The organism is Mesorhizobium sp. M9A.F.Ca.ET.002.03.1.2, assembly GCF_003952365.1.
GTDB lineage: Bacteria > Pseudomonadota > Alphaproteobacteria > Rhizobiales > Rhizobiaceae > Mesorhizobium.
Genome location: NZ_CP034443.1, coordinates 867,395 through 889,573 on the forward strand (window position 1 = coordinate 867,395; position 22,179 = coordinate 889,573).

The following is a 22,179-nucleotide window of genomic DNA, read 5'->3' on the forward strand; positions in this document are numbered from 1 at the left end:
CGGCCGGCCCGTCTCCTGCGCCTCGAACGGAAAGCTTTCCAGGGATCGTCTTTTTCGGCAAATGGTGGAACAAACGGCAACGAACGGCGTTTTTGCCGTACCATTCGAAGGAGATGGATCATGCTTTACTGGGCGCTCGTATTTCTCGTCGTAGCGATCATTGCCGGCGCTCTCGGTTTCGGCGGCATTGCCGGCACCTCGGCCGGCATAGCGCAGATATTGTTTTTCGTTTTTCTCGCTTTCCTGGTCATTTCCCTTATCGCTGGCTTGTTCAAACGGGCTTCGTGAAGGCCAGGTGCGATCGAACACTGGGAACCGCACCCCTCAAGCGGTTTCCAGCTACCGCCGGGCGGTGTCCTTCAACGGGACGTCGCTCGGCGGACCTCTTTTGGGAACCCATTTTTCCGTCAGCCGTTCAGCCTGAATTGGGCGGATGAAATGCTGATGCAATCCAGAACCGGAGACATGAAAGATCGCGGACGGAGTGATGAGATCATCGCTCTGCGTCCTGCCGAGGCCGGAATGCAGCTTGGCCGGGCCCTTCTCCATGCGCTGCGCAATGCAGGCATTTCGGTTCTCTATCAGGATCGCGAGATGAAAACCGTCTGGGCCCGCAATATGCGTCCGCCATGGGCTTCCGATGCGGTCGACAGCGGCATCTTGCCGCCGGCACAGGCGGAGCGCATCGGTGCGGCCAAACGCAACGTCGTCGCATCCGGCAATCCGGAGCATCTTGAGCTCAGCATTCCCGCCGACGATGGCGTTCGCTGGTTCCAGGTATGGGTAGATGCGGATCACGACGACGGCGGCGCCGTGCAGGGCGTCGTCACCACCATGGTCGAAACGACCGAACAGAAACGTCGCGAGCAGACCCTGAAGACGCTGCTGCGCGAGGTCAGCCACCGTTCGAAGAACCTTTTGGCCATCATCCAGAGCATCGCCACCCAGACCAGCCGTTATTCGGGCACGCTCACTGATTTCCTGACACGCTTTCGTGGCCGGCTGCAGTCGCTTGCCTCGTCCCAGGATCTGGTGACTTCGTCCAACTGGCGCGGAGCGGCACTGCGCGAACTGGTGTCCGGCCAGGTCGGCCGCTATGGGGCCGATCCCCTGCGCAGCCTGCGTTTCCGGGGTGCAAATCCATACCTCAACCCCAATGCCGCCCTGCATATCGGCTTGGCCATGCACGAGCTTGCCGTCAATTCGGTCAGCTACGGCGCTCTGTCGCGAGCCGACGGATTCGTCGAGGTGACGGCCGATCTCACGGCCGCTTCCGCTGGCGAAACCGCCCTGTCACTGGTATGGGCCGAAGCCATCGGAACCAACGACAATCAGCCCAGCGAGAAGCGTTTTGGCAGCGTCGCGCTCGAGCGCGTCGTGCCTGCGTCGTTGAACGGGACGGCGACACTTGAAATCACCGAGGGCCGCCTCGAGTATCGCCTTGTCGTTCCTCGCGGCAATTTCGAGACGGATTGAACGGACAACAGCCGAGCCAAAGGGGGCCGGGATCGATACTGACCGCGCTGGCTTTAACCACCTGTTCACCATAAAGTCCGATGCTGTTTTCCCAGACCACTCCGCATGACGTTTTCGGTCGCAGTTCGCTGCGCAGCACAGGAGAGATGGCTTTGACGGTTGCCGACATCAACAGGCTGGAACAGGCCGCACGCGTTTCGATGGGCGGGTTTCAGGACCTCGAAGCATCCGCCATGCCGTCGCATATTGCTTCTCAGCCGTTCCTCCGCTTTGCCGCCTTTGCGCTGGTCGTGCTGACAGCCCTGATCGTCGCGCACCAATTAATCTAGAGCACCCAAAATGGCCGGCGGCGTGTTTCTCCAATTGATCGCGCGACAGTCTGCCTCGCAGGAACTTTGGCGGATGTGGCCCGTTCCTATGGCGAAAGGACCGTCGCCATGGAACACATCGCTGCCGTGCTGCTGGTCATCGGCTGTTCGAACACGATGACCGAGTGCCGTGAACTGCCCATATCAGTGAGCGTTTTCGAAACCGCTCGGGAATGCACCGCCGAGCGCCCGTTCGCCTTGGTCGACGTGGAGGGTCAGGCTCCGCGTATAATTGCCAAATGCCTTTCCGTCGATCCGGCGCTGGAGGATGATTACGACCAGATCGTCTGGAATGTGCGTCCGGACGGCACGCTCGACGCTTCCGTGGAGATTTCCAACCTTGTGGTTGCCTCGAACGGCGCGCGCCCTGAAAAAGATTCTCTTAGCCAACAGTGAAATCGAGCAGGCAAAACCTTTTTCGCATGATAAATGACGGATCGGACTACAAGCGAGGACAAAAGCGAGGAGTAACTTTATGCGGAAGATGATTATTGCGATGGTTGCCGTGGTCGCGGTCAGCGGTTGCAGCACCACCGAGCAGGACGTCGGCGTCGGCGCCGGTGTCGGCGCTCTTGCCGGCGGCCTGATTGGCGGCGGCAGGGGTGCGCTCGTCGGTGCAGCCGTCGGTGCCGGTTCCGGCCTGCTGGTGCGCAACCTGCGCAATGGCTATTGCCAGTACCGCGACAACCGTGGCCGCCTCTATACGGCCCGCTGCTGATCCGCTTCAAAGACACATAAACAGAAGCGGAGACCGGCTCGTCCGGTTCTCCGCTTCTTTGTGCCGGAACGGGTTCGTCCGCGGCAGCGATTGCCCGTTTCAGCCCGACATCAGTCCGACAGTGGAATCCTGATTTCCACGTTCAACCCGCCACCGTAAAAATCGCGATTGATCGTACCGCGCAATTCGCGCGTGACGTTCAAATCGATCAGCTTGGTGCCAAACCCAGTTTTGACAGGTGCTTCGAGCTTCGTCTGGCCCGCTTCGCGCCAGTTGAGAACCAGCGTCCTGTCGCGCCTGCGGCCTTCGACCGACCAGTCGACCTTGAGCGCCCAGTCGCCCTTTCGGTTATTGGCCGAATTGCCGGCTTCGCCATATTTCAGCGCGTTCGTCGCCAGTTCGTGAAAGGTCAGGCCGAGCGCTTGCGTCGTCGTCTCGTCGAGCAGCACCTCTGGCCCCGACATTATCCCCTCGGGAAGCTCCTTGCCGAACACCTGGCCAAGCTCGATGCGCAGGAGATCGCCGAGATCGGCCTTCTGCCAGCGCGAGCGCGTCAGCATGTCCTGGGAAGCCGCCATCGCTTGCAGCCGGGCCGAAAAAGAGGACGAGAACTCGTGGACGTCGGTGGCGTGCGACGCCGTCTGGCGCGCGATCGCCAACACTCGCGTGATCGAATTCTTGATACGATGCTTCATCTCCTGCAGCATCAGGTCTTTTTCGAGCAGGCTCTTTTCCGTCGTCTCGTGAAGCAGGGAGACCGCGTCATAAGCCCGCTCCTGATAGCGTGCCACCAGCGCGATGGTGCCCGCGAGCAGCAGCCCGAACAGGCCGAGCATCACCGGAATGGCGCGCGACGAGGGTTGCGAGAAGGCGCTTGTCGGCCTGAACAGGACGGTCCACGGACGGCCGGCGACGGTGATCTCGCGGGTAACCAGCAGCTTTTCGCCGAAGGTCGACACCGGTGGCGTCTCCGACTGGAACAGAAGATTGTCGGCGTCCACCTTGCCGTCATAGATCTCGATGTTGACCGGCAGCAGCGGCGTCCGGCTGAGCGCGGTCTGGAACAGGTCGCGGGCGCGGAAGGCCGCATAGAGAAAGCCCGATGTCGAGGATGTGGATGCATTGATGCCGTCCGGCGCGGTTTCGACGTTGAGCCGCACGAAGACCAGGAAGCCGGTGAAGGTCTGCGCAGCACCCGTTTCCTGGCCAAGCTGCACGCGCCCGCTTGCATGCTGCTGGTCGTCGGCCATCGCCTTTTCGATCGCCTCGCGCCGCACCGGTTCGGTGAACATGTCGTAGCCGATGCTGGATTGGCTGGACGCGTCGAACGGCTCGAACTGTACGATGGGCGTGCGCCACGGCAGCGTCGTCGTAGCCGGATAGATCACATGGCTGGCGCCATAGTCGTGCAGGATGGCACGCTCGACCGTTGCCTCGTCGCCGGTTCTCACCAAACGGAGAAAGCCGATGCCGCGCAGGCCGGCGAAATTGCCGCCAATATCGAGCGCGCTGAAGAATGCCTTGAACTCGCCCCGCGAAATGCCGCCATTGCGGGCGTTGAACAGCGCCTGCGTCGATCGCAGCAGCGACAGATGCAGGTCGATTCGGCTATCGATCCGGTTGAGTGCGTCGTCCGCAGTCGCCGCGAACTTGATGCGCGCCGCTTCCTGCGTGGCGAAATAGGCGAATCCCGCCATCGTCAGGCTGATCAGCGCGACGGCGATGAAAGCGACGATCGGAAAGAACTTCTTCAATTGCTGCCGCGGCCCATGAACGGTTTCCAGACCTTTATGCGCAAGTCCCCGCGCCAACACAATGGCGCGGCCAAACCATCGTGATGGCTGGCACATCATGTGGCCGGCCACATAGGCAGTATTTAGCCGGCTTATTTTAAGCTTCAGGCGGCGATCTTCAGTGCACCAGGTCCCGGAATGGCGCCAGGCGGACACTTGCCCAGAATGATCATGCCGAGCACCTCGTCCTGGGTCACGTCGCTCGTGCGCGCCGTGCCGACAACCTGACCGTTCTTCATCACGCAGACGCGGTCGGCAAGCTCGAACACATCATGGATATCGTGGCTGATCAGGAAAATGCCGATGCCGTCGGCCTTGAGCTGCATGACCAGTTCGCCGACCTGCGCCGTTTCCTGCGGCCCCAGTGCCGCCGTCGGCTCGTCCATGATCAGGATGCGGGCGTTGAACAGGATGGCGCGCGCGATCGCCACCGACTGCCGCTGGCCGCCTGAAAGCTTGATCACCGGATCCTTGAAGCGCTGGAAACGGGGATTGAGCCTGCCCATAACCTTGCGTGCCTCGGCCTCCATGGCGCCATCGTCGAGCGTGCCCCAGCCGGTCATCAGCTCGCGGCCGAGGAAGAGGTTGGCGGCGGCGTCGACATTGTCGGCGAGCGCCAGCGTCTGGTAGATCGTCTCGATGCCGTATTTCTTGGCGTCGCGCGGATTGGAGATCGAAGCCTCTTCACCATTGACGAAGATCTGGCCCGCATCGCGCTTGTAGGCGCCGGACAGGATCTTGATCAGCGTCGACTTGCCGGCGCCGTTGTGGCCGAGCAACGCCACCACCTCGCCCGGGAAAAGGTCGATCGACGCATCGTCGACGGCGCGAATGCCACCGAAGGCAATCGAAATGTTGCGCATATCGATCAGTGGCGTGGGAGCAGTTGTGTCAGCCATGATCGTTCCTCCCTATGGTTTTTGCTTGAGCATGATCTTGTCCGTATACCGGTATCCACTTTCCGCGGACGCGGACCTTCGGTTCGGAATCATGCTCAGACCCGCTTGCGGTAGACGGTGTCGAGCCAGACGGCGATCACCAGGACGGCACCGACGACGACGCTCTGAAGCGGTGAATCGATGCCGAGCAACACCATGCCGGATTGCAACGACTGCATCAGGAGTGCGCCCAGCATGGCGCCGAGCACCGTGCCGGAGCCGCCGGCAAGCGACGTACCGCCGATAACGGCTGCGGCGATGACCAGCAACTCGTCCAGCGTACCCAGCGCATTGGTCGACGCATTGAGGCGGGCCGACGCAATCGCCGCGCTGATCGCGGCCAGCACGCCCATGATCATGAACACCTTCATGGTCACCCAGCGCGTGTTGATGCCGGCGAGTTCCGCCGCTTCCGGGTTGCCGCCGATGGCAAAGACATAGCGGCCGAAACGGGTGCGCCTGGTGATGAAGGTCATGACGATGCCCACAGCGACCGCCATCAGCACCGGTATGGCGATGCCATGGGCGATGAACAGGCCACCTTCGGGGACGGTGATGCCGTTCTGCTGGGCGTACCGGCGCACGATGCCGACCGGCCAGGGATAGGAATTGGCGATCCGGACGGCGCCAAGGATGGCGGCGCAAGCAACCACGCCGAGAAAGATTTCCGCCCAGACGGGGCGCAGTGGAAATTTGAACCGTTTGCGCTGCGTCCGGCCGTTGAGCAGCGTGAAGGCGACGGCCACACAGGCGAGGACGCCGACGATCCAGCTCGCGGTTGCCCCGATCGAGCCGCGCGGCCCGCCACCCATGAGCTGGAAGGTGGCGTCCAGCGGCGCGACGGTGCGCCCGCTCGTCATCAGCCACGCCATGCCACGCCAGATCAGCAGCCCGCCCAGCGTCACGATGAAGGCAGGAACCTCGAGATAGGCGATGATGAAGCCCTGGAGCGCGCCGATCATGAGGCCGAGCGCCACACCGGCAGCCAGTGCGATGATCCATATCCAGGGACTTCCAAGCTGGAATCCCATGACGCGGACGAGGAATTCGGCCTGCGCCACGCCCATCACCATGCCGATCACGCCTTCGACGGAGCCGACTGAAAGATCGATGTTGCGCATCACGATGACCAGCACCATCCCGGTCGCCATGATCGCGACCGAGGAGGTCTGCACCGACAGGTTCCAGAGATTGCGCGGCGTGAGGAAAAGCCCGCCCGACAGGAAGTGGATCCCAACCCAGATGACCAGCAGCGCGCCGACCATGCCGAGCATGCGTACATCGAGTTCGGTTGCCTTGAGGAACCGTCCGACGGCGCTGAGTTCGGATTCTCGCGCCCGGTCTTCGGCCGTTTTGGCGGCCGGTGGGTTGGATGCCGTGTCGGTCATGAAGTCCTCCCACCGGGTTGCCGTCTGGCGCGGATGCCGGAACACGATGCTATCGGCTTTCCCCAATCATTTGAAGCGGAAGTCATTTGAAGCGGAAAGCCTCTTGAAAAAACGCCGCGACCTGACAGCCGCGGCGTTCGTTTGCTTGCGAAGTGGTCGAGATCAGTTGCAGGCCGCAACGCTGCCGGCGGCGACGCCCGCGCAGACCGCGTCCTTCGTGATCCAGCCGGCGTCGATGACCACGTTGAGATTGTCCTTGGTGATGGCAATCGGCGTCAGGAACAGCGACTTGACGGCATTGCCGCCCGGAGTGGTGAAGTCCGTCACGCCCGCAATGTCGGTCATCTGCTTGCCGTCGGCAAGCTGCGAGGCGATCTCGGCAGCGTTCTTGCCGAGTTCGCGCGCGTCCTTCCACACCGATACGGTCTGTGTGCCGAGCGCGATGCGGTTCAGCGCTGCATGGTCGCCGTCCTGGCCCGACACCGGGACGGATCCGGCCAGGCCCTGCGCCGTCAGCGCGGCGACGACGCCACCGGCGGTGCCGTCATTGGCGGCAACCACCGCATCGACCTTGTTGTCGTTGGCGGTCAGGAACTGTTCCATGTTCTTCTGGGCGTTGGCGGGAAGCCAGCCGTCCGTATAGGCCTCGCCGACATTCTTGATCTTGCCGCTGTCGATGGCATCCTTGAGCACTTCCATAGAGCCGGCGAACAGAAAATCGGCATTCGGATCGGCCCCCGAGCCCTTGATGAAGACGTAATTGCCTTCCGGCGCTGCCTTGAACACTTCGCGGGCCTGCATACGGCCGACTTCCTGATTGTCGAAGGTCAGATAGAAGACATCCTTGTTCTCGATCAGCCGGTCATAGCCGACGACCGGAATGCCTTCGTCCAGCGCCTTCTGCACCGCTGGCCCAATGGCCGAGGCATCCTGCGCAAGGATGATCAGCGCGTTGGCGCCCTGCGAGATCAGGCTCTCGACATCGGTCAACTGCTTGCCGGGATTGGATTGCGCATCGGCGGAAATATACTTGTCGCCGGCGGCCTCGATCGCCGTCTTCATGGCGGCTTCGTCGGTCTTCCAACGCTCTTCCTGGAAGTTCGACCACGAAACGCCAATGACTTTGTCCTTCGCCTGTGCGGCCGACGTGAGCGTCAGCGACATGGCGGCCCCCGCCAGGATGGCGGCTGCGAATCTCTTCATGATATTCCTCCCTGCACCACGTGCGGCGCGACCAAACTGGCCCGAAGGCCGGCACAAAAGGCTCTATTTTTTCGGGCCTCGAAAAAATACTGATCCAACGCCGAAGCGCTGTCAACATCAATTCTGATGGATTTTGATGTCCCACCGGCGTTTTTTCGAGACTCGGAATAAATAATGACAGGGCTGTCGGCTTCTGCCAGTATTTGTCGGACATTGCCGACGGCTTCCGATCCACGAGCTGCCGCGGCGATAGGGAGGAAGCAAAAGAATGTCGGTCGGAATCCGCCACGACGATTTGCGCCGGCGCAACCGGGCGATGGTGATTTCGGCCGTGCGCCGGGCCGGTCATCCGTCGCGGACCGAGATCGCGGCGACCACCGGCCTCAGCCATTCGACCATATCGGCGATCTCTTCCGACCTGATCCAGGAGGGCATCCTGGCCGAGAGCAGGGCAAGCGAGACCGTTTCACTGAAACGCGGCCGGCCGCAGGTCGGCCTCAGCCTCAATCCGGAAGCGGCTGCGGTGCTGACCGTCGTGCTGTCGCTGAATTTCCTTTCGGTCGCCGTCATCGATTATGCCGGGCAAGTGGTCGCCGAGGAACAGCGCCGGCTGGACACGCTGACCATGTCGCGCGACGAGTTGATCGGCGAATGTGTCGCCATCGTCCGCCGCCGGCTCGAGGACCCCGACCTCGATGTCCAAAGCGTCGCCCGCATCGCGCTGGCGATTCAGGGCATCACCGATTCCCATGCGCGCGCCATGCTGTGGTCGCCGATCACACCGCAGACGAACATCGCCTTCGCCGACATTCTGGAAGACGAGTTCGGCATCCCGGCCACCATGGAGAACGACTGCAACATGATGGCCGTGGCGCTGCGCTGGCGCGACCCGGATCGTTACCGTGACGATTTCATCGCCATCCTGCTCTCGCACGGCATCGGTATGGGGCTGGTGCTGAAAGGCGAACTGTTCACCGGCACCCATTCCTCGGGCGGCGAATTCGGCCACATGATCCATCGCCCGGGCGGTGCGCTCTGCCGCTGCGGGCGGCGCGGCTGCGTCGAGGCCTATGCCGGCAACTACGCCATCTGGCGCAACGCAAGGCAGTTGAGCGAGAACGCCGAGCCGGTCGCCGATGTCAGCGACGCCGACATGCGGGCGCTGGCGGCCCGGGCGCGCGAGACGGACGGGCCGGAGCGCGAAGCCTACCGCAAGGCCGGCGAAGCGCTCGGCTTCGGGCTTGGCAGCCTGTTCGCGCTGATCGATCCGGCGCCGGTCGCCATGGTCGGCGCCAGCGCCGCCGCCTTCGACCTGATCGAGCCGGCCCTGCGCGAAGCCATCGCCCAGACCGCCGGCGGCCAGCATTCGGGTTCGATTTCCTTCGATACCGAGCCGAACGAGCTGCCGCTGATCCGCGAAGGCTGCGCCATGCGGGCGCTGAACTTCGTCGACCAGGAGATTTTCGCGCCGGGCGCGAACGGGAAGTCCGGCACGATCAGGAAGGACGTGGCCTGAGTTCGAAAGGCAAGGAACAAAGGCGGATTGCGACTTGGGGATGTGTTGGGATTCAGGCCAGGCCGCGCCGGAGTCGAAGACGGGCTCGAAGCGACCAGACTGGGTGGGTTCCGAGAACGGAACGTTCCGTTCAGGTACGTTAGTATCGGAAGCGCGGGAAGTCGCCGTTCGCAGGCCGGCATCACCTGAATATCAGCACATCCCTAGAGCGGTTCAACTTTTTGATAGAATCGCTGGTCCGCTCTAAGTATTTGTTTTTACGCAATTCCGGACGGAAAACCGCTACGCACTTTTCCTGGAATTGCTCTAGTCTTCCCTGATCGCATAGCCGGCGCCGCGGATGGTGCGGATGACATCGGGCATGCGACCATTGTTGACCGCCTTGCGCAGCCGGCCGACATGGACGTCCACCGTGCGTTCGTCGATGTAGATCGTCTCGCCCCAGACATTGTCGAGCAACTGGCTTCGCGAGAACACCCGCCCCGGGTGCCGCATCATGAATTCGAGCAGCCGGAACTCGGTCGGCCCGAGCCGGATCTCGCTCTTCTTGCGATAGACCCGGTGCGATTCGCGATCGAGCACGATGTCGCCGACCTTGAGAACGCTGGACAGCACTTCCGGCTTGGCGCGACGCAGCAGCGCCTTGACCCTGGCCATGAATTCCGGTGTCGAGAACGGCTTGACCAGATAGTCGTCCGCTCCGGTGGAAAGGCCGCGCACCCGGTCGCTCTCCTCGCCGCGCGCCGTCAGCATGATGATCGGCAGCCGCTCGGTTTCCGGACGCACCCGAAGACGCCGGCAAAGCTCGATGCCGGAAATCGCCGGCACCATCCAATCCAGCACCAGAAGGTCCGGCACGTTCTCCTGCAGCCGGATCTCGGCCTCGTCGCCGCGTGTCACGACCTCGACCTGGTAGCCTTCGGATTCCAGATTGTAGCGGAGGAGGACGCCCAGAGGCTCTTCATCCTCCACCACCATGATGCGCGGCGCGATCATCGGCCGGTTACCCCTGTCATGTCGCCGGCGCCGACATTGTCGTCTCGTCGAGCTTCGGGCGGTCCGCCGGCAATTGCTTCCCGGTCACGACATAGTAGGCGTTTTCGGCAATGTTGGTGACATGATCGCCGATACGCTCGAGATTTTTGGCGCAGAACAGAAGATGCGTGCAGGCGGTTATGTTGCGCGGATCCTCCATCATGTAGGTCAGGAGTTCGCGAAAAACCGCTGTGTATTTCACGTCGATCCTCTCGTCGGCGGCGCGCAGTTCTTTCAACGCATCGGCGTTGCGCGACACATAGTGCTCGACCACGCCGCGGAGCTGATCGAGAACGAGATCCGCCATGGCGTCGATACCGTGCGAGAGATTGCGTGGCGTGGCGCTCTGCCCGACGGCGCTGACCCGCTTGGCTATGTTCTTGGCCAGGTCGCCGATGCGCTCGAGATCGCCCGCCATGCGGATTGCACCGACCACGGCGCGCAGATCCTGCGCCATCGGCTGCCGCTTGGCGATCAGCGTGATCGCACTATCGTCGAGTTCGCGCTGCCGCGCATCCATGATCGTGTCGTCCGAGACGACGCGCTGCGCCATCGCATTGTCTGACGCAAGCAACGCGCGGATCGACGCCGCGACCATCGAAGCGGCGAGCTCGTCCATGTCGCGGAGCAGCCGGTCGATGTGCTCCAATTCCTCGTCGAAAGATGCGACGGTGTGTTCACCCATGATACTGTCCTCGTGTTCGAAATTCGCTGCCGGACCGCTCAACCGAACCGGCCGGTGATGTAGTCCTGGGTGCGTTTGTCGTCGGGGTTGGTGAACATCTTGTCGGTCGCGCCCTCCTCGACCAGATAGCCGAGGTGGAACATAGCCGTGCGCTGCGACACGCGCGCTGCCTGCTGCATCGAATGGGTGACGATGACGATCGTGTAGTTCTGGCGCAGTTCGTCGATCAGTTCCTCGACGCGGGCGGTGGCGATCGGGTCGAGCGCTGAACAGGGCTCGTCCATCAGGATCACCTCCGGCGACACCGCAATGGCGCGCGCGATGCACAGGCGCTGCTGCTGTCCGCCGGAGAGACCAGTGCCCGACTCGAGCAGGCGATCCTTGACCTCGTTGAACAGGCCGGCCTTCTTCAGGCTCGATTCGACGATGCCGTCCAACTCCGCCTTGCCCCTGGCCAGGCCGTGAATGCGTGGACCGTAGGCGACGTTTTCGTAGATCGACTTCGGAAACGGGTTCGGCTTCTGGAACACCATGCCGACGCGAGCTCTGAGCTCGACGACATCGATTTTCGGGTCGTAGATATCCTCGCTGTCAAGCGTAATCTTGCCGCTCACCCGCGCGATGTCGATCGTGTCGTTCATTCTGTTCAGGCAACGCAGGAAGGTCGACTTGCCGCAGCCCGATGGGCCGATCAACGCCGTCACCTGGTTCTCGCGGACATCGAGATCCACGTCGAACAGGGCTCGCTTCTCACCGTAATGAACGGAGACCTTTTCGCCCTTCATCTTGATCGAAAGTTCGTTGGCCCCGCTACTCAGTTTCTGTTCGACGCTGGCTTCCGTCATGATGTTCATTTCCTCTACTCCTTACCAGCGCCGCTCGAAGCGCCTGCGCAGTATCACCGCAATGGCATTCATGATGACCAAAAACAGCAGCAAAATCAAAATCGCCGCCGAAGTCTTCTGCTGGAATCCGGCTTCCGGGAAATCGGCCCACATGAATATCTGCACCGGCAGAATCGTCGCCGGATCGGTGAAGCCGCCGGGAATGTCGACGATGAAGGCGACCATGCCGATCATCAGCAACGGCGCGGTCTCGCCCAGGGCATGCGCCATTCCGAGGATGGTGCCGGTCATGATACCCGGCATCGCCAGCGGCAGGACGTGATGGAATACGGTTTGGACCTTGGACGCTCCGATGCCAAGCGCCGCCTCGCGGATCGACGGCGGCACGGCGCGCAGCGAAGCGCGTGAGGCGATAATGATGATCGGCAGGGTCATCAGCGCCAGCACCATGCCGCCGACCACCGGGGCCGAGCGCGGCAGGCCAAAGAAATTCAGGAATACGGCAAGTCCAAGCAGGCCGAAGACGATCGAAGGCACCGCCGCCAGATTGTTGATGTTCACTTCGATGATCGTCGTCAGCCGGTTCTTGGGCGCAAATTCCTCAAGATAGATCGCCGCCGAAACACCGATCGGGAAGGCGATGGCGAGCGTTACGATCATGGTCAGGAACGATCCGACGACTGCGCCCCAGACACCGGCCAGTTCCGGCTCGCGGCTGGCGCCGCTAAAGAAGAAGATCGAGTTGAACCGGCTTTCGATCAGGCCGGCGCTCTTCAGCGTGTCGAGCCAGACGATTTCCTTGTCCGAAATCTTTCGCGATGCTTCCGGCGTACCGATGACACGCAGGACCGCCTGGCCGTTCGCGGCGGGCGCCGTGCTGTCCAGCGCCTCGATCACCGTGCCCTTTGCGATCGCCGTCCCGTTGGCCCCAGGCGACAGCGCGGTCAGCTTGACCGTACCGCCGTTGAACACGACCAGCAGCGACGATGCGCCGCTCGTCAGCGTAAGCATGCCGTTTTCGCCCTCGGTCGCACCATGGCCGCGCGCCAGCGCCAGCATGCCATCGTCGCCGAAGGTCAGGTCGATGTCGCCGCTGGTTCCCGAAGGCGTGACGCTTGTCGAAATCGCTTCGTCCGAACCGACGTCGGCAAGCAAACCCTTGAGATAGAGGTCGGCAAAATCGTCAAGTGGAACCGCATAGTCCACCGTTCCTCCGAGCATCCCCGGATCAGCCGCAATATCCTTGCGCAGGAAGACGCCCGTGCCGGTGGAAATCAGCCCGCGCAGCAGGCGCTTATCCTGACGGCTCGTCACATCCGGAAATTTTGCCGTAAGCGCTCCCTGGGCGATGGAGTCGTAGTTCACGGCATCGAGATTCGCCGGGTCGACCTTGGCCGCCGAAAGATCGATCGGCAGCGTCAGATAGTTCAGCCGCAGCGCCGGGATCGCCTGCGTGACGACCGTCGACAGGAGCAGCACAAGGAAGAAGCCGGCCAACGCGACGGCTCCGGCGCCGAGCCACTTGAACCACGCTTCCGCGCGGTAACGACCCTTCAGCCGCGCCTTCGCGGCATCGTCGGTATGAATGCTGACCGGCCGTCCGCCGGCGCCGAATGACGCGATCGCATCAGTCATATTGCTCTCGGTATTTCTGGACGACGCGCAAAGCGACGATGTTGAGGGTAAGCGTGATGCAGAACAGCACCAGGCCGAGTGCGAAGGCTGCAAGCGTCTTGGCGCTGTCGAATTCCTGGTCGCCCACAAGCAGCGTCACGATCTGCACCGTCACGGTGGTGACCGCTTCGAGCGGGTTGGCCGTGAGGTTTGCCGCCAGCCCCGCCGCCATGACCACGATCATTGTTTCGCCGATCGCGCGGCTGACGGCGAGCAGCATCGCCGAAACGATGCCCGGAAGGGCGGCGGGAAGGATCACCTTGCGGATGGTTTCCGATTTGGTCGCGCCGAGGCCGGCCGAACCGTCTCTGAGGGATTGCGGAACGGCGTTGATCACGTCATCGGAAAGCGAGGAAACGAAGGGAATGATCATGATACCCATGACCACGCCTGCGGCGAGCGCGGATTCGGACGCAACGCTTAGGCCCAGACTTTCGCCCATACCGCGGAAGTAGGGCGCAACCGTCAGCGCGGCGAAGAAGCCGTAGACGACGGTCGGAATGCCGGCGAGGATTTCCAGCACCGGCTTTGCGACCGCGCGGACGCTTTTGGACGCGTAATCCGAAAGATAGATCGCAGCCATCAGCCCGATAGGCGCAGCCACCAGCATGGCGATGAAGGTGATGAGCAACGTGCCGGCAAAGAGCGGCACCGCGCCAAAAATGTCCTGGTTGACGGCGCCGGCTTCCGTTCCCGCACCGGTGAAGGCGCTCTGCGGCGACCAATGCGTGCCGAACAGGAACTTGTAGAACGGCACCTGCTGGAAGAACCGCAAGGACTCGAAGATAAGCGACAGGACGATGCCGATCGTCGTGAGGATCGCGACCACCGAACAGGCGATCAAGAATGCGCGAAGAACGCGCTCGACCACATGGCGCGCCCGGTAGGCCTGTGCGATGCGCGAATAGGCCCAGTAAAATCCGGACGCGGAAAGCATGAGCGCGACCGCCCAGATGATCCAGCTGCTGGTCGCATGGATTGATTTGTAGACGGCAGCGGCCGCCTCTTTCGTGGGATCGGCGAAGCCGACAAGCCCGCCAAAGGCCATCGCGCGAGCGTCGCGGATGAAAGCTTCGACCTGCGGAATGCCCATTCCCGACAACTCGGCGGAGAAGCGGTCGGCAACAATCGACGATTCAATTCCCGGCGTCACCATCGACCACACCACGATGGCAAGCAGCGCGGGACCGGCAGCAAAAAGCGCCAGAAACATGCCATGCTGGCCAGGCAGCGAATGCAGCCGCGCGACGTCGCCATTGACACTGGCAACAGCGCGTGTCCGGCCGATCCAATAGGCCGCAGCGGCCAGAACCAAGAGAAGAACAACGAGATAACCGACCATGATTCAGGACGTCCCCTCGACCGCCGGTCATTCACCGGCTCAAAGCACGGGACGTTGGTCCCGCGCTTTGTGCTTTAGATCATGAGGGTCAGAGCGGATATTCGCCCGGACCCCGAAACATCAGGAGCCCATGCCCTTCAGGGCCTTGGCGTTTTCGGCCCACGTGGCGCGCTCGGCGTCCGGCAGCGGGATCAGGCCCTTGTCGGCCAGATAGCCATCAGGCCCCCAGGCACCTTCCGAAGTGTACTCGGCGATGAACTCTTGCATGCCGGGGATGACGCCGACATGCTCTTTCTTGGCATAGATATAGAGCGAGCGGGAAACGCCGTAATCGCCGGATGCGATGTTCTCGAAGGTCGGCTCGACGCCGTCGATCTTGTGGCCCTGCAGCTTGTCGGCGTTCTGGTCAAGGAACGAGAAACCAAAGATGCCGAAGGCATTGGTGTTGGCTTCCAGCTTCTGGACGATCAGATTGTCGTTTTCGCCGGCCTCGACAAAAGCGCCGTCTTCGCGGATTTCGCCGCAGCCCTTTTCATTAGCCGCCTTCACTTCTTCCTGGCAGGCCGCATCCATGACGAGTTCAACGAACGCATCGCGCGTGCCGGACGTGGGCGGCGGGCCAAGCACCTCGATCTTTGTCGCGGGAAGCGATGCGTCGACATCCGACCAGTTCTTGTAGGGATTGGCGACGACCTTTCCGTCAACGGCGACGTTCTTGGCGAGTGCCTTGAAAACCTGTTCCTTGGTCAGATCAACGACAGTCCCTGCCTTCGAGTTGGCAAGCACGATGCCGTCGAAGCCGACCTTGATCTCGACCGGCGTCACGCCGTTTGCCTTGCAGGTTTCAAGTTCGCTGTCCTTGATGGCGCGCGAGGCGTTGGTGAAGTCGGCGGTATTTTCGCCGACGCCCTGGCAAAACAGCTTCATGCCGCCGCCGGTGCCAGTCGATTCGACGACCGGGGTCTTGATCTTTCCGCTCTGGCCGAGCTTTTCAGCAACAGCCGTCGTAAAGGGGAACACTGTGGACGAACCGACGATTTGAATTTGGTCGCGCGCGGCGGCGTAACCAGCCGACGCGGCGAGCGCGAGCGCCGCGGCCGACGCCGTAAGGATGAATTTGTTCATGTGGCCTGCTCCTGTTCGGAAGATGGTCTCTCGGCGCCATTGTCTGTTGGCGCCCGGTGAGGCCATAGCCCCCGATTATTACAGTCACATGACAGTTTCATGTCACCCCGGTAACGCCGCACAGCCATGGCGAAAAGGGATGGCCGCTGGTCCCGCCGGCATAGCCGTGGTTTGTCGCCGGAATCAGTGGCTTGCACGGCTTCCGGCCGGCATTTCCCCTCGACAGTCGGCGTCGAAAAGAAAATCCGGGCGGGAGCGCGTTGCATGCGGCCGGATCATGTCAAGGCCGCGCCATCGCCGAAACAGGCCCGTTGGGGTAAATCTGACCCTGTTTCTTGCCGGCGGTCGCTGCTCCCGCCCGTAACTGGAGGAGCGGAACTCGAATGCGCTCATTGTCCCAACCGGTTGCACGCTTTGGTATGGTGCGATCGCGCCATAGTCTTGTCCGCAGCGCGTTGCCGAATCTCGGCTGAACGCCACAGCCCCGACGGGAAAACCCTATCCCGCGTTGCGCTGGGTTTCACCGTCGGCGCGCTTGCGCATGATCCCCAGCGAAAATCGATTCCGATTTTCGGGGTCATGCGCTAGCCTTGCCCGCGGCGTTCCGCCGGTTGTCGGCAGAACCGAAGCCGCGTTATAGATCCTGCAAGGTGCTGCTGATGTTGGGACGGATCCTGCCTTTTTTCCTGTGCCCGATGCTGCTGTTCGGGAGCGGTTGCTCGCGCAGCTACGACGGCACCGTCATCATTCCAAGGCCGCTCGATGTCCGGCGGTTCTGGGACAGGCCGGCGCAGGCGCAGCCGCAGTTGGGGATCGATGTCTTTCCGGTGGCGCCCGAAGTCCCGAAGGGAGCGGCGACCCGCGCAACGACAACGCCTGTCACGCCGAGAAGACGAATCACGAGGTCGTCCAACAATTCGCCTGTGTCGTCCGAACCGGCAAAACCACTCACCTGCAAGAACGTCAGCCAACCCGGAAAACGGGTCCGGATGGTCTGTGAATAATTAAGGGAGTAGGGGAATAGGGCAGTAAGGGAATAGGGGAATGCGCGATCCGATTGGCTGCTGTTCCCTACTGCCCTACTGCCTTACTCCCCTCAGTCTTCAGGGAAAAAAGCCGGGCCGACCACCCTTACCGGCCGCGCGTCGGTCATTTTTTCGATCGACTGATGCTGGGCGGCGCCTTTGGCCTCGACCCCGGATGCTTTGACGCCCAAGGCTTTGACATCGGGTCCGGGAATTTCCGCAACGGCTCCAAGATCCGGCCTTGCCGTCGGCAATGGAATGATGGCATTGGCCATGTTGGCTGGCGTTACCGTCCGTGCCCTGAGTTCAGCAACCCGCCGGAAATACCGCTTGACATTGCACGCCTTGAAATTCGCGTCGTCGCGGTACCTGAAGGCGGCCGGAAGCTCCGTATAGGGTTTTCGCGTCTCGAGAGCGACCATTTCTTCGGTCTCGCGGCGGGCATCTTCCAGCGTGTAGAGGTCGACGCCGGCATCGTCGCAAATGTAGCGGCACTGATCGACAGTGTCCTTCAGATCATCCCTTTTGGCGAACTGCGATTTTGGCGCGGGGAAGAAATATCCGTCCGAAAGGCGCACACAAAACAGCATCGAACCGCCAGGCGTCACGCCGGCGAACTGGGCCGCCGAACGCTGTTGCGCTTGCCGTTCCCGCTTCCTGGCCGCAGGTGTGCAGCCCAGGGCGACGAACCTGGCCTGCAGGCCGGACGTATCCCTGCTCGAATTCGACGCGCTCGCGATCCGGCGGTGCACCTCCGCCTTACTCCTGACGAGATCGGCGCAGGGGTTGAAGAAGAACCCGACCATCGAACTTTTCGCCGAACATTGGCGCTGTTTCTCCAGCCTTTGGATCGCAACAAGCTGCCGGCGCAACTGGGCAAGCTGCGGGCTCGACCCGCCACCGCGATCGGCCGAACGCATTTGGTTTCTGATCGCGCTGCAGCTATCCGCATATGAAGAGGAAGTGCCGAGCGCAAATGCCGTCATCAATACCAGCACAAGAATCACGTCAGACCAGAAGCGTGTCATTGGAGCGACTATTGTCCCTGTTTTCGCCGAGAACCTGGAACCGCATTCCTTGCTGGTTATTAATAAGTATTTACTTAATGAGGTTTACCTAATAATATCAAAAAACACGGCTTCCAGAGGCTTTTATACTAGTGTAGTATATGTACTTTCATAAATTCAATATTGCACTTTTGTTTCAAGATTGAGACGAACCCAAAAACAACGCCGGCGCGCCCGCGATCGCTGAAAAGCATGACCTGGCTGACGGGTTTCGGCCTCTCGATCAATCCGGCGTTACCGCCAGCTCCACGCTGAAACCTTATCCTGCCTTCGGCGTTAAACGGCCATTACAGCGCCGCGCGTCCCCTGGATGCACAAAGGACGCTGTAACGTTTTGATGTGGCGCATGATCCTTTACGAGCCGAAGGACAGCCTAGCAGAGATCGATCCCGATTTTCGGGCCATGCGCTGGATGGTCAAAGGACACCGCAAATGTCGATCCACTTCAATGTCTCGGACCTGACCAGAAATCTGTTTCATTCACTTGGACTGGACCATGAGCGCGCGCCGAGACCTCTCAGTCCTGAGCAAGGTCTTCTGCTGGAATGCTATCTGGCCGGCCAGATTCCGGAATCGGCCTGGAGCGATTACGTCTTCGAGACGCCGGAACTAGCACGCCATGTCGATGCGAGGCGCAGGCACCGCTGACATCTCGTGCGCCGGGATTCGGCCCGATCGCTTGAGATGACGCGGCTTTGCCGTCGGCTCATCCGGGAACGGGCGGGGATAGCGCCCAGCTATCGTTTGGGCGAGTCGAATTGCAGGGTGAAGACGTTGCCTGCAATCCCTTGGGCGAGCGCCGGCGAAAAGCTCAGCGGCAAGCAGTCTTCCAGGGCGGCGATCGCGGCATCGACAAAGGATTGCCGTGCCTTCGCGTCGCCGGTCACATTGATGGCAGTCGGCCTGGGCGGGCCGATCAGCGTGCCGTCGCGCTTGAAGCTGAAGCTTAACGTGACTGTGGAATTCCCGGCATCCGCCGGCGGAGTCCAGCACGCCTGGATCGCAGACCCGACGTCGTCCATGGTGTTGAGCGTCGCGGCATTCGATTGACAGATGGCGCCTGCCAACATCGCGCCCGCGATCGCCGACAGCCCCGCAGCGCGTTTCATTGCAGATCCTCGTCCTTCCGCCTTGCCCGCACAGCGATATGGTACGGACAATGGCGGCGATGACAATATGTTTTGCAAAGGCCGATGCCCAACGACAACGCGAAGTCAGGCCGCGATTTCCCGGGCATAATGGCCCTTGAAGCAAAAAGGCCGGCACACGGCCGACCTTTCGTTCCACCTCGACACCCGCGCCAGTACATCCGTGGTCGCCAGTTGGAGGTGAATTGCCGATCAGTAGATAGGGTTTTGGTTAACGAATCCTTAGCCGACGGGGAGCAGATCATCGACGCATCCTGCAATCCGATGACTGCGGAAAGTCGTCTTCAAAAGCGGTACAGATTATTAATCGTTGCCGACCAATATGTTGGCGCGTGAAGCATATCCAAATAGATTTTGTCGTATCCTAGAGTTGATTATGGCCGTACTCGGCGCTCTCCCTTCCGATCTTCGCTGTCGACCAATTTGCGAAGCTGATTGGGAAGGAGTGGTCGACTGCCTGTGCAGGGGCTTTCCGGAGCGTAATCGGAATTACTGGATACAGGCGCTGACCCGTTTGTCGCAGCGGCCTGCCGTCGCCGAATCCCAACGATATGGCCTTGCCTTGGAGAAGGCTGACCGGATCGTCGGCGTTGTGCTGACCCTTTATAGCCGTTACCGGGGGCAGGACGGCGACGAAATCCGCTGCAACCTTTCAAGCTGGTCCGTCGACGCGGAATTCCGTCCCTATGCCGCGATGTTGGTTGCGAAGGTTCTCAGGCGAAGGGATGTGACCTACACGAACATTTCGCCGGCGCCCGCGACATTGAAGGCCAACTGGGCGCTCGGCTTTCGCCCCTTCTCCACCGGACAATTTGCCTTCTTGCCGGCTTTGAATTCGGCGCCGCGGTCATCTCGCGTGCTCGAAGTTCGTCCCGATCTCGCGGAAATGGCGATGCTGTCCGACAGTGAGAGATACATCCTCTCGGAACACGCCGCGTTGGGCTGCCTGTCGTTGATTTGCATTTGCAACGGAGAGGCGTTTCCCTTGGTGTTGATGCCGCGCCGAACATTGCGCGGCCTTATCCCATGCTTCCAGATCGTCTATTGCCGCTCTCTCACGGATTTGGCCCGGTGCGCCGGCGCTCTGGGGCGCTTTCTCTTGCGACGCGGGATCCTGCTTTGTGTCGTCGACGCCAAGGAGCCGATAGCGGGTCTGTACGGGTGGTACCGTCCCAACAGGGGGCTGAAATACTTCAAGGGTCCCAGACCACCCTCGCCCGGGGATCTGACGTTCACCGAGCTTGTGCTATTCGGTCCTTGAATGAAGGCGCAATATCAAGCGAACCCCCGCCTTGGGCGAGGGTTCCATTTTTGGAACTACGACCTGCTACTGAACGGGAGCGGCCTGAGCCGGCGGCGGGGTTGTGGGCGCCGGCGTCATCGTCGTTTCGCCTGGAGGCGGCGGCAGTTGGCTGGCGGTCGTCGCCTGTGTTCCTGCTGTTTCAGTTTGGCTACACGCCGCCAGGGCAGCAAGCGCCAGGCCGAACGCGGCGAATAAGGATAGTTTGCGGGTCATATACAGTCCCTTCCATGGACGCCACCCGCGCAGGCGTCATCATCGGGACCGGTGCCCGACAGGTCAACCGTCGCTTCTTCGTCGACACATCAAACATTCTTACGTCCAGTAAAAAGGCAGTCGGCCGGTCGAGGCTGTCGCTTGCAGTTGATTATGAGAATAGCTTGTCGGCGACACCAGCGGGTAGCTACGCAGCTAATTCGAGAATTTGCATTTGATTTCAAAATCGTCTCCGGCCATTGGCATAATACTCCTCCTGAAAATGCCTAATCGCGGTCAGGTGGAACGAAGAGTTTGCGCACCGCGGAACGATCGGGACGAAGCGGTCAGACCCCGTCGAGGATGATGATCGTCGGCCGGTCGGGCAGGGTCTTCAGCGAAACCGTCAGCGACCGGCCGGAGAGGAATTCCACCGCGAAATCGTCGCCCATCCTGCCTGTGAATTCGCTGATCGGGGTCGAATGGCGATGCATCGGCAGGATCATCGAGGAATAGAGCCGCGCGGTGATTTCGGTCATCCGGTCGAGCGACAGCGTCATGCCGCCGTCGATGGGCACCATGAGGATGTCGAGCCGGCCGATGGCGCCGTAATGCGCGTCCTCCAGCCGGTGATGCAGATGGCCGAGATGGCCGATGCAGAGGCCCGCCACTTCGAAGATGAAGATGGAATTGCCGTCCTTGCCGAGATCGCCGCCATTGCGGATATCCGTCGGCACGTTGCGGATGTAGACGTCGTCGACGACAAGGGCGTGGCGCGCCGGACCGCCGTCCGGATTCCAGCCGCGCAGCACATATTCGATGCCGGGATCCGGAAGGTCCGAATAATGGGTGCTGTGGGCCTTGTTCATGGTCACCACGCGCGGCAGCGGGTCAGTGCCGTAGACGCCGGAAAAGTCGGTGGCGATCCTGACGCCGGCGGGCGTCTCGATGATGTAGGTCGAATGGCCGGCATAGGTGATGGTAACGTCGCCGTCGACGAGGGCCTCAGCCAGCAGAGGCGTCTGCGCTGTTGGCGCCGTGAAGCTGGCATAGGTGGCCGACGGCAGCGCTTCGGCGATCGCAACGCATCTCGACGGCGGCGGCTCGCCCTGGGCCGAAGCGGCGAGCGGCCAGAAAGCCAGGGTCAGCAGAACGGCGGCGGATAGGCGGAGCATGGCTGTCTCCCGTGGCGGCGCGCTCATGCCACGATAGCGCCGGCGATCATGATGGCCATCGCCGGGACGGTCACGTTTTCGCGAGCGCCGGAGCGGCTATCGTCTGGACCTTTTGTCCCGGCTTGCGCGATAAATACGCGCCATGACCCGGCCCCGCGATTGA

At 61.6% G+C, this 22,179-nt stretch carries 22 protein-coding genes; 9 read left to right on the forward strand and 13 right to left on the reverse strand.

Annotation, left to right across the window (positions count from 1 at the left end; all coding sequences use genetic code 11):
• Positions 1-120: 120 nt before the first annotated feature.
• From EJ066_RS04325 to EJ066_RS04345, 5 genes are all read left to right on the forward strand, one after another.
• Positions 121-288: a DUF1328 domain-containing protein gene (locus EJ066_RS04325; protein WP_126035236.1), complete on the forward strand. Its 168-nt coding sequence runs from the start codon at positions 121-123 to the stop codon at positions 286-288.
• Between the two features lie 156 nt (positions 289-444).
• On the forward strand, positions 445-1,476 hold the full coding sequence (locus EJ066_RS04330; protein WP_126035238.1) for a PAS domain-containing sensor histidine kinase: 1,032 nt from the start codon (positions 445-447) through the stop codon (positions 1,474-1,476).
• Positions 1,477-1,622: 146 nt separating this feature from the next.
• Positions 1,623-1,805, forward strand: a complete 183-nt coding sequence (locus EJ066_RS04335; RefSeq protein ID WP_126043743.1) for a hypothetical protein — start codon at positions 1,623-1,625, stop codon at positions 1,803-1,805.
• A gap of 108 nt (positions 1,806-1,913) precedes the next feature.
• A complete protein-coding gene (locus tag EJ066_RS04340; RefSeq protein ID WP_126035240.1) occupies positions 1,914-2,240 on the forward strand; it encodes a hypothetical protein in 327 nt (108 codons plus the stop codon).
• 79 nt (positions 2,241-2,319) lie between these two features.
• Complete coding sequence (locus tag EJ066_RS04345; protein ID WP_126035241.1) at positions 2,320-2,562, forward strand: YMGG-like glycine zipper-containing protein; 243 nt, start codon at positions 2,320-2,322, stop codon at positions 2,560-2,562.
• Positions 2,563-2,672: 110 nt separating this feature from the next.
• Here the strand turns inward: EJ066_RS04345 and EJ066_RS04350 are convergent, their stop codons facing one another.
• The 4 genes from EJ066_RS04350 to xylF all read right to left on the reverse strand — a co-directional run bounded on the left by EJ066_RS04350 (position 2,673) and on the right by xylF (position 7,884).
• Entirely contained in the window at positions 2,673-4,316 is a 1,644-nt protein-coding gene (locus EJ066_RS04350; protein WP_126035243.1) for a CHASE domain-containing protein, read from the reverse strand.
• Between the two features lie 143 nt (positions 4,317-4,459).
• Positions 4,460-5,254, reverse strand: coding sequence for an ATP-binding cassette domain-containing protein (locus EJ066_RS04355; RefSeq protein WP_126035245.1), 795 nt, complete (start codon positions 5,252-5,254; stop codon positions 4,460-4,462).
• A 95-nt stretch (positions 5,255-5,349) separates the two neighbouring features.
• Positions 5,350-6,681 (reverse strand): sugar ABC transporter permease, encoded by a 1,332-nt coding sequence (locus tag EJ066_RS04360; protein ID WP_126035246.1) that lies wholly within the window; start codon positions 6,679-6,681, stop codon positions 5,350-5,352.
• Positions 6,682-6,843: 162 nt separating this feature from the next.
• Positions 6,844-7,884, reverse strand: a complete 1,041-nt coding sequence (gene xylF, locus EJ066_RS04365; RefSeq protein ID WP_126035248.1) for a D-xylose ABC transporter substrate-binding protein — start codon at positions 7,882-7,884, stop codon at positions 6,844-6,846.
• Between the two features lie 268 nt (positions 7,885-8,152).
• Between xylF and EJ066_RS04370 the strand changes: the two genes are divergently transcribed.
• A complete protein-coding gene (locus EJ066_RS04370; RefSeq protein ID WP_126035249.1) occupies positions 8,153-9,400 on the forward strand; it encodes an ROK family protein in 1,248 nt (415 codons plus the stop codon).
• 306 nt (positions 9,401-9,706) lie between these two features.
• On the opposite strand, the gene phoB is transcribed toward EJ066_RS04370, so the two are convergent.
• The 6 genes from phoB to EJ066_RS04400 form a co-directional block, all read right to left on the reverse strand.
• Positions 9,707-10,396, reverse strand: a complete 690-nt coding sequence (phoB, locus tag EJ066_RS04375) for a phosphate regulon transcriptional regulator PhoB (protein ID WP_126035251.1) — start codon at positions 10,394-10,396, stop codon at positions 9,707-9,709.
• 16 nt (positions 10,397-10,412) lie between these two features.
• Positions 10,413-11,120, reverse strand: coding sequence for a phosphate signaling complex protein PhoU (gene phoU, locus EJ066_RS04380; protein ID WP_126035253.1), 708 nt, complete (start codon positions 11,118-11,120; stop codon positions 10,413-10,415).
• A gap of 38 nt (positions 11,121-11,158) precedes the next feature.
• Positions 11,159-11,974 carry a phosphate ABC transporter ATP-binding protein PstB gene (gene pstB, locus EJ066_RS04385; protein WP_126035255.1) on the reverse strand — a complete coding sequence of 272 codons (816 nt, stop codon included), beginning with the start codon at positions 11,972-11,974 and terminating at the stop codon, positions 11,159-11,161.
• A 12-nt stretch (positions 11,975-11,986) separates the two neighbouring features.
• Entirely contained in the window at positions 11,987-13,600 is a 1,614-nt protein-coding gene (gene pstA / locus EJ066_RS04390) for a phosphate ABC transporter permease PstA (RefSeq protein ID WP_126035257.1), read from the reverse strand.
• On the reverse strand, positions 13,593-14,981 hold the full coding sequence (pstC, locus tag EJ066_RS04395; RefSeq protein WP_126035258.1) for a phosphate ABC transporter permease subunit PstC: 1,389 nt from the start codon (positions 14,979-14,981) through the stop codon (positions 13,593-13,595). The genes pstA and pstC overlap by 8 nt, the downstream gene beginning before the upstream one ends.
• Positions 14,982-15,101: 120 nt before the next feature.
• Positions 15,102-16,106, reverse strand: coding sequence for a PstS family phosphate ABC transporter substrate-binding protein (locus EJ066_RS04400; RefSeq protein ID WP_126035260.1), 1,005 nt, complete (start codon positions 16,104-16,106; stop codon positions 15,102-15,104).
• A 590-nt stretch (positions 16,107-16,696) separates the two neighbouring features.
• On the opposite strand from EJ066_RS04400, the gene EJ066_RS04405 reads away from it, so the two are divergent.
• Positions 16,697-17,110, forward strand: a complete 414-nt coding sequence (locus tag EJ066_RS04405; RefSeq protein WP_245455073.1) for a hypothetical protein — start codon at positions 16,697-16,699, stop codon at positions 17,108-17,110.
• Between the two features lie 92 nt (positions 17,111-17,202).
• Here EJ066_RS04405 and EJ066_RS04410 read toward each other — a convergent pair whose 3' ends face one another.
• Positions 17,203-18,051, reverse strand: a complete 849-nt coding sequence (locus tag EJ066_RS04410) for a DUF2865 domain-containing protein (RefSeq protein ID WP_245455074.1) — start codon at positions 18,049-18,051, stop codon at positions 17,203-17,205.
• Positions 18,052-18,630: 579 nt separating this feature from the next.
• Between EJ066_RS04410 and EJ066_RS04415 the strand changes: the two genes are divergently transcribed.
• The gene (locus EJ066_RS04415) at positions 18,631-18,846 is read left to right on the forward strand and encodes a hypothetical protein (protein ID WP_126035263.1); all 216 of its coding nucleotides are present in this window, start codon (positions 18,631-18,633) and stop codon (positions 18,844-18,846) included.
• 89 nt (positions 18,847-18,935) lie between these two features.
• Here the strand turns inward: EJ066_RS04415 and EJ066_RS04420 are convergent, their stop codons facing one another.
• Complete coding sequence (locus EJ066_RS04420) at positions 18,936-19,307, reverse strand: hypothetical protein (protein ID WP_126035265.1); 372 nt, start codon at positions 19,305-19,307, stop codon at positions 18,936-18,938.
• Positions 19,308-19,722: 415 nt separating this feature from the next.
• On the opposite strand from EJ066_RS04420, the gene EJ066_RS04425 reads away from it, so the two are divergent.
• Positions 19,723-20,607 carry a hypothetical protein gene (locus tag EJ066_RS04425; protein ID WP_245455075.1) on the forward strand — a complete coding sequence of 295 codons (885 nt, stop codon included), beginning with the start codon at positions 19,723-19,725 and terminating at the stop codon, positions 20,605-20,607.
• Positions 20,608-21,188: 581 nt separating this feature from the next.
• On the opposite strand, the gene EJ066_RS04430 is transcribed toward EJ066_RS04425, so the two are convergent.
• Positions 21,189-22,016, reverse strand: a complete 828-nt coding sequence (locus tag EJ066_RS04430) for an MBL fold metallo-hydrolase (protein WP_126035267.1) — start codon at positions 22,014-22,016, stop codon at positions 21,189-21,191.
• Positions 22,017-22,179: the final 163 nt, after the last annotated feature.

Bases quoted from the DNA above. Each gene is read 5' to 3' on its own strand.
- EJ066_RS04360 (WP_126035246.1), bottom strand. From the start codon at position 6,681: ATGACCGACACGGCATCCAACCCACCGGCCGCCAAAACGGCCGAAGAC.
- EJ066_RS04325 (WP_126035236.1), top strand. From the start codon at position 121: ATGCTTTACTGGGCGCTCGTATTTCTCGTCGTAGCGATCATTGCCGGC.
- EJ066_RS04345 (WP_126035241.1), top strand. From the start codon at position 2,320: ATGCGGAAGATGATTATTGCGATGGTTGCCGTGGTCGCGGTCAGCGGT.
- EJ066_RS04430 (WP_126035267.1), bottom strand. From the start codon at position 22,016: ATGCTCCGCCTATCCGCCGCCGTTCTGCTGACCCTGGCTTTCTGGCCG.
- xylF (WP_126035248.1), bottom strand. From the start codon at position 7,884: ATGAAGAGATTCGCAGCCGCCATCCTGGCGGGGGCCGCCATGTCGCTG.
- EJ066_RS04330 (WP_126035238.1), top strand. From the start codon at position 445: ATGCAATCCAGAACCGGAGACATGAAAGATCGCGGACGGAGTGATGAG.
- EJ066_RS04370 (WP_126035249.1), top strand. From the start codon at position 8,153: ATGTCGGTCGGAATCCGCCACGACGATTTGCGCCGGCGCAACCGGGCG.
- EJ066_RS04410 (WP_245455074.1), bottom strand. From the start codon at position 18,051: ATGCGTTCGGCCGATCGCGGTGGCGGGTCGAGCCCGCAGCTTGCCCAG.
- phoB (WP_126035251.1), bottom strand. From the start codon at position 10,396: ATGATCGCGCCGCGCATCATGGTGGTGGAGGATGAAGAGCCTCTGGGC.
- pstB (WP_126035255.1), bottom strand. From the start codon at position 11,974: ATGAACATCATGACGGAAGCCAGCGTCGAACAGAAACTGAGTAGCGGG.
- pstC (WP_126035258.1), bottom strand. From the start codon at position 14,981: ATGGTCGGTTATCTCGTTGTTCTTCTCTTGGTTCTGGCCGCTGCGGCC.
- phoU (WP_126035253.1), bottom strand. From the start codon at position 11,120: ATGGGTGAACACACCGTCGCATCTTTCGACGAGGAATTGGAGCACATC.
- EJ066_RS04420 (WP_126035265.1), bottom strand. From the start codon at position 19,307: ATGAAACGCGCTGCGGGGCTGTCGGCGATCGCGGGCGCGATGTTGGCA.
- EJ066_RS04425 (WP_245455075.1), top strand. From the start codon at position 19,723: ATGGCCGTACTCGGCGCTCTCCCTTCCGATCTTCGCTGTCGACCAATT.
- EJ066_RS04340 (WP_126035240.1), top strand. From the start codon at position 1,914: ATGGAACACATCGCTGCCGTGCTGCTGGTCATCGGCTGTTCGAACACG.
- pstA (WP_126035257.1), bottom strand. From the start codon at position 13,600: ATGACTGATGCGATCGCGTCATTCGGCGCCGGCGGACGGCCGGTCAGC.
- EJ066_RS04335 (WP_126043743.1), top strand. From the start codon at position 1,623: ATGGCTTTGACGGTTGCCGACATCAACAGGCTGGAACAGGCCGCACGC.
- EJ066_RS04415 (WP_126035263.1), top strand. From the start codon at position 18,631: ATGTCGATCCACTTCAATGTCTCGGACCTGACCAGAAATCTGTTTCAT.
- EJ066_RS04355 (WP_126035245.1), bottom strand. From the start codon at position 5,254: ATGGCTGACACAACTGCTCCCACGCCACTGATCGATATGCGCAACATT.
- EJ066_RS04400 (WP_126035260.1), bottom strand. From the start codon at position 16,106: ATGAACAAATTCATCCTTACGGCGTCGGCCGCGGCGCTCGCGCTCGCC.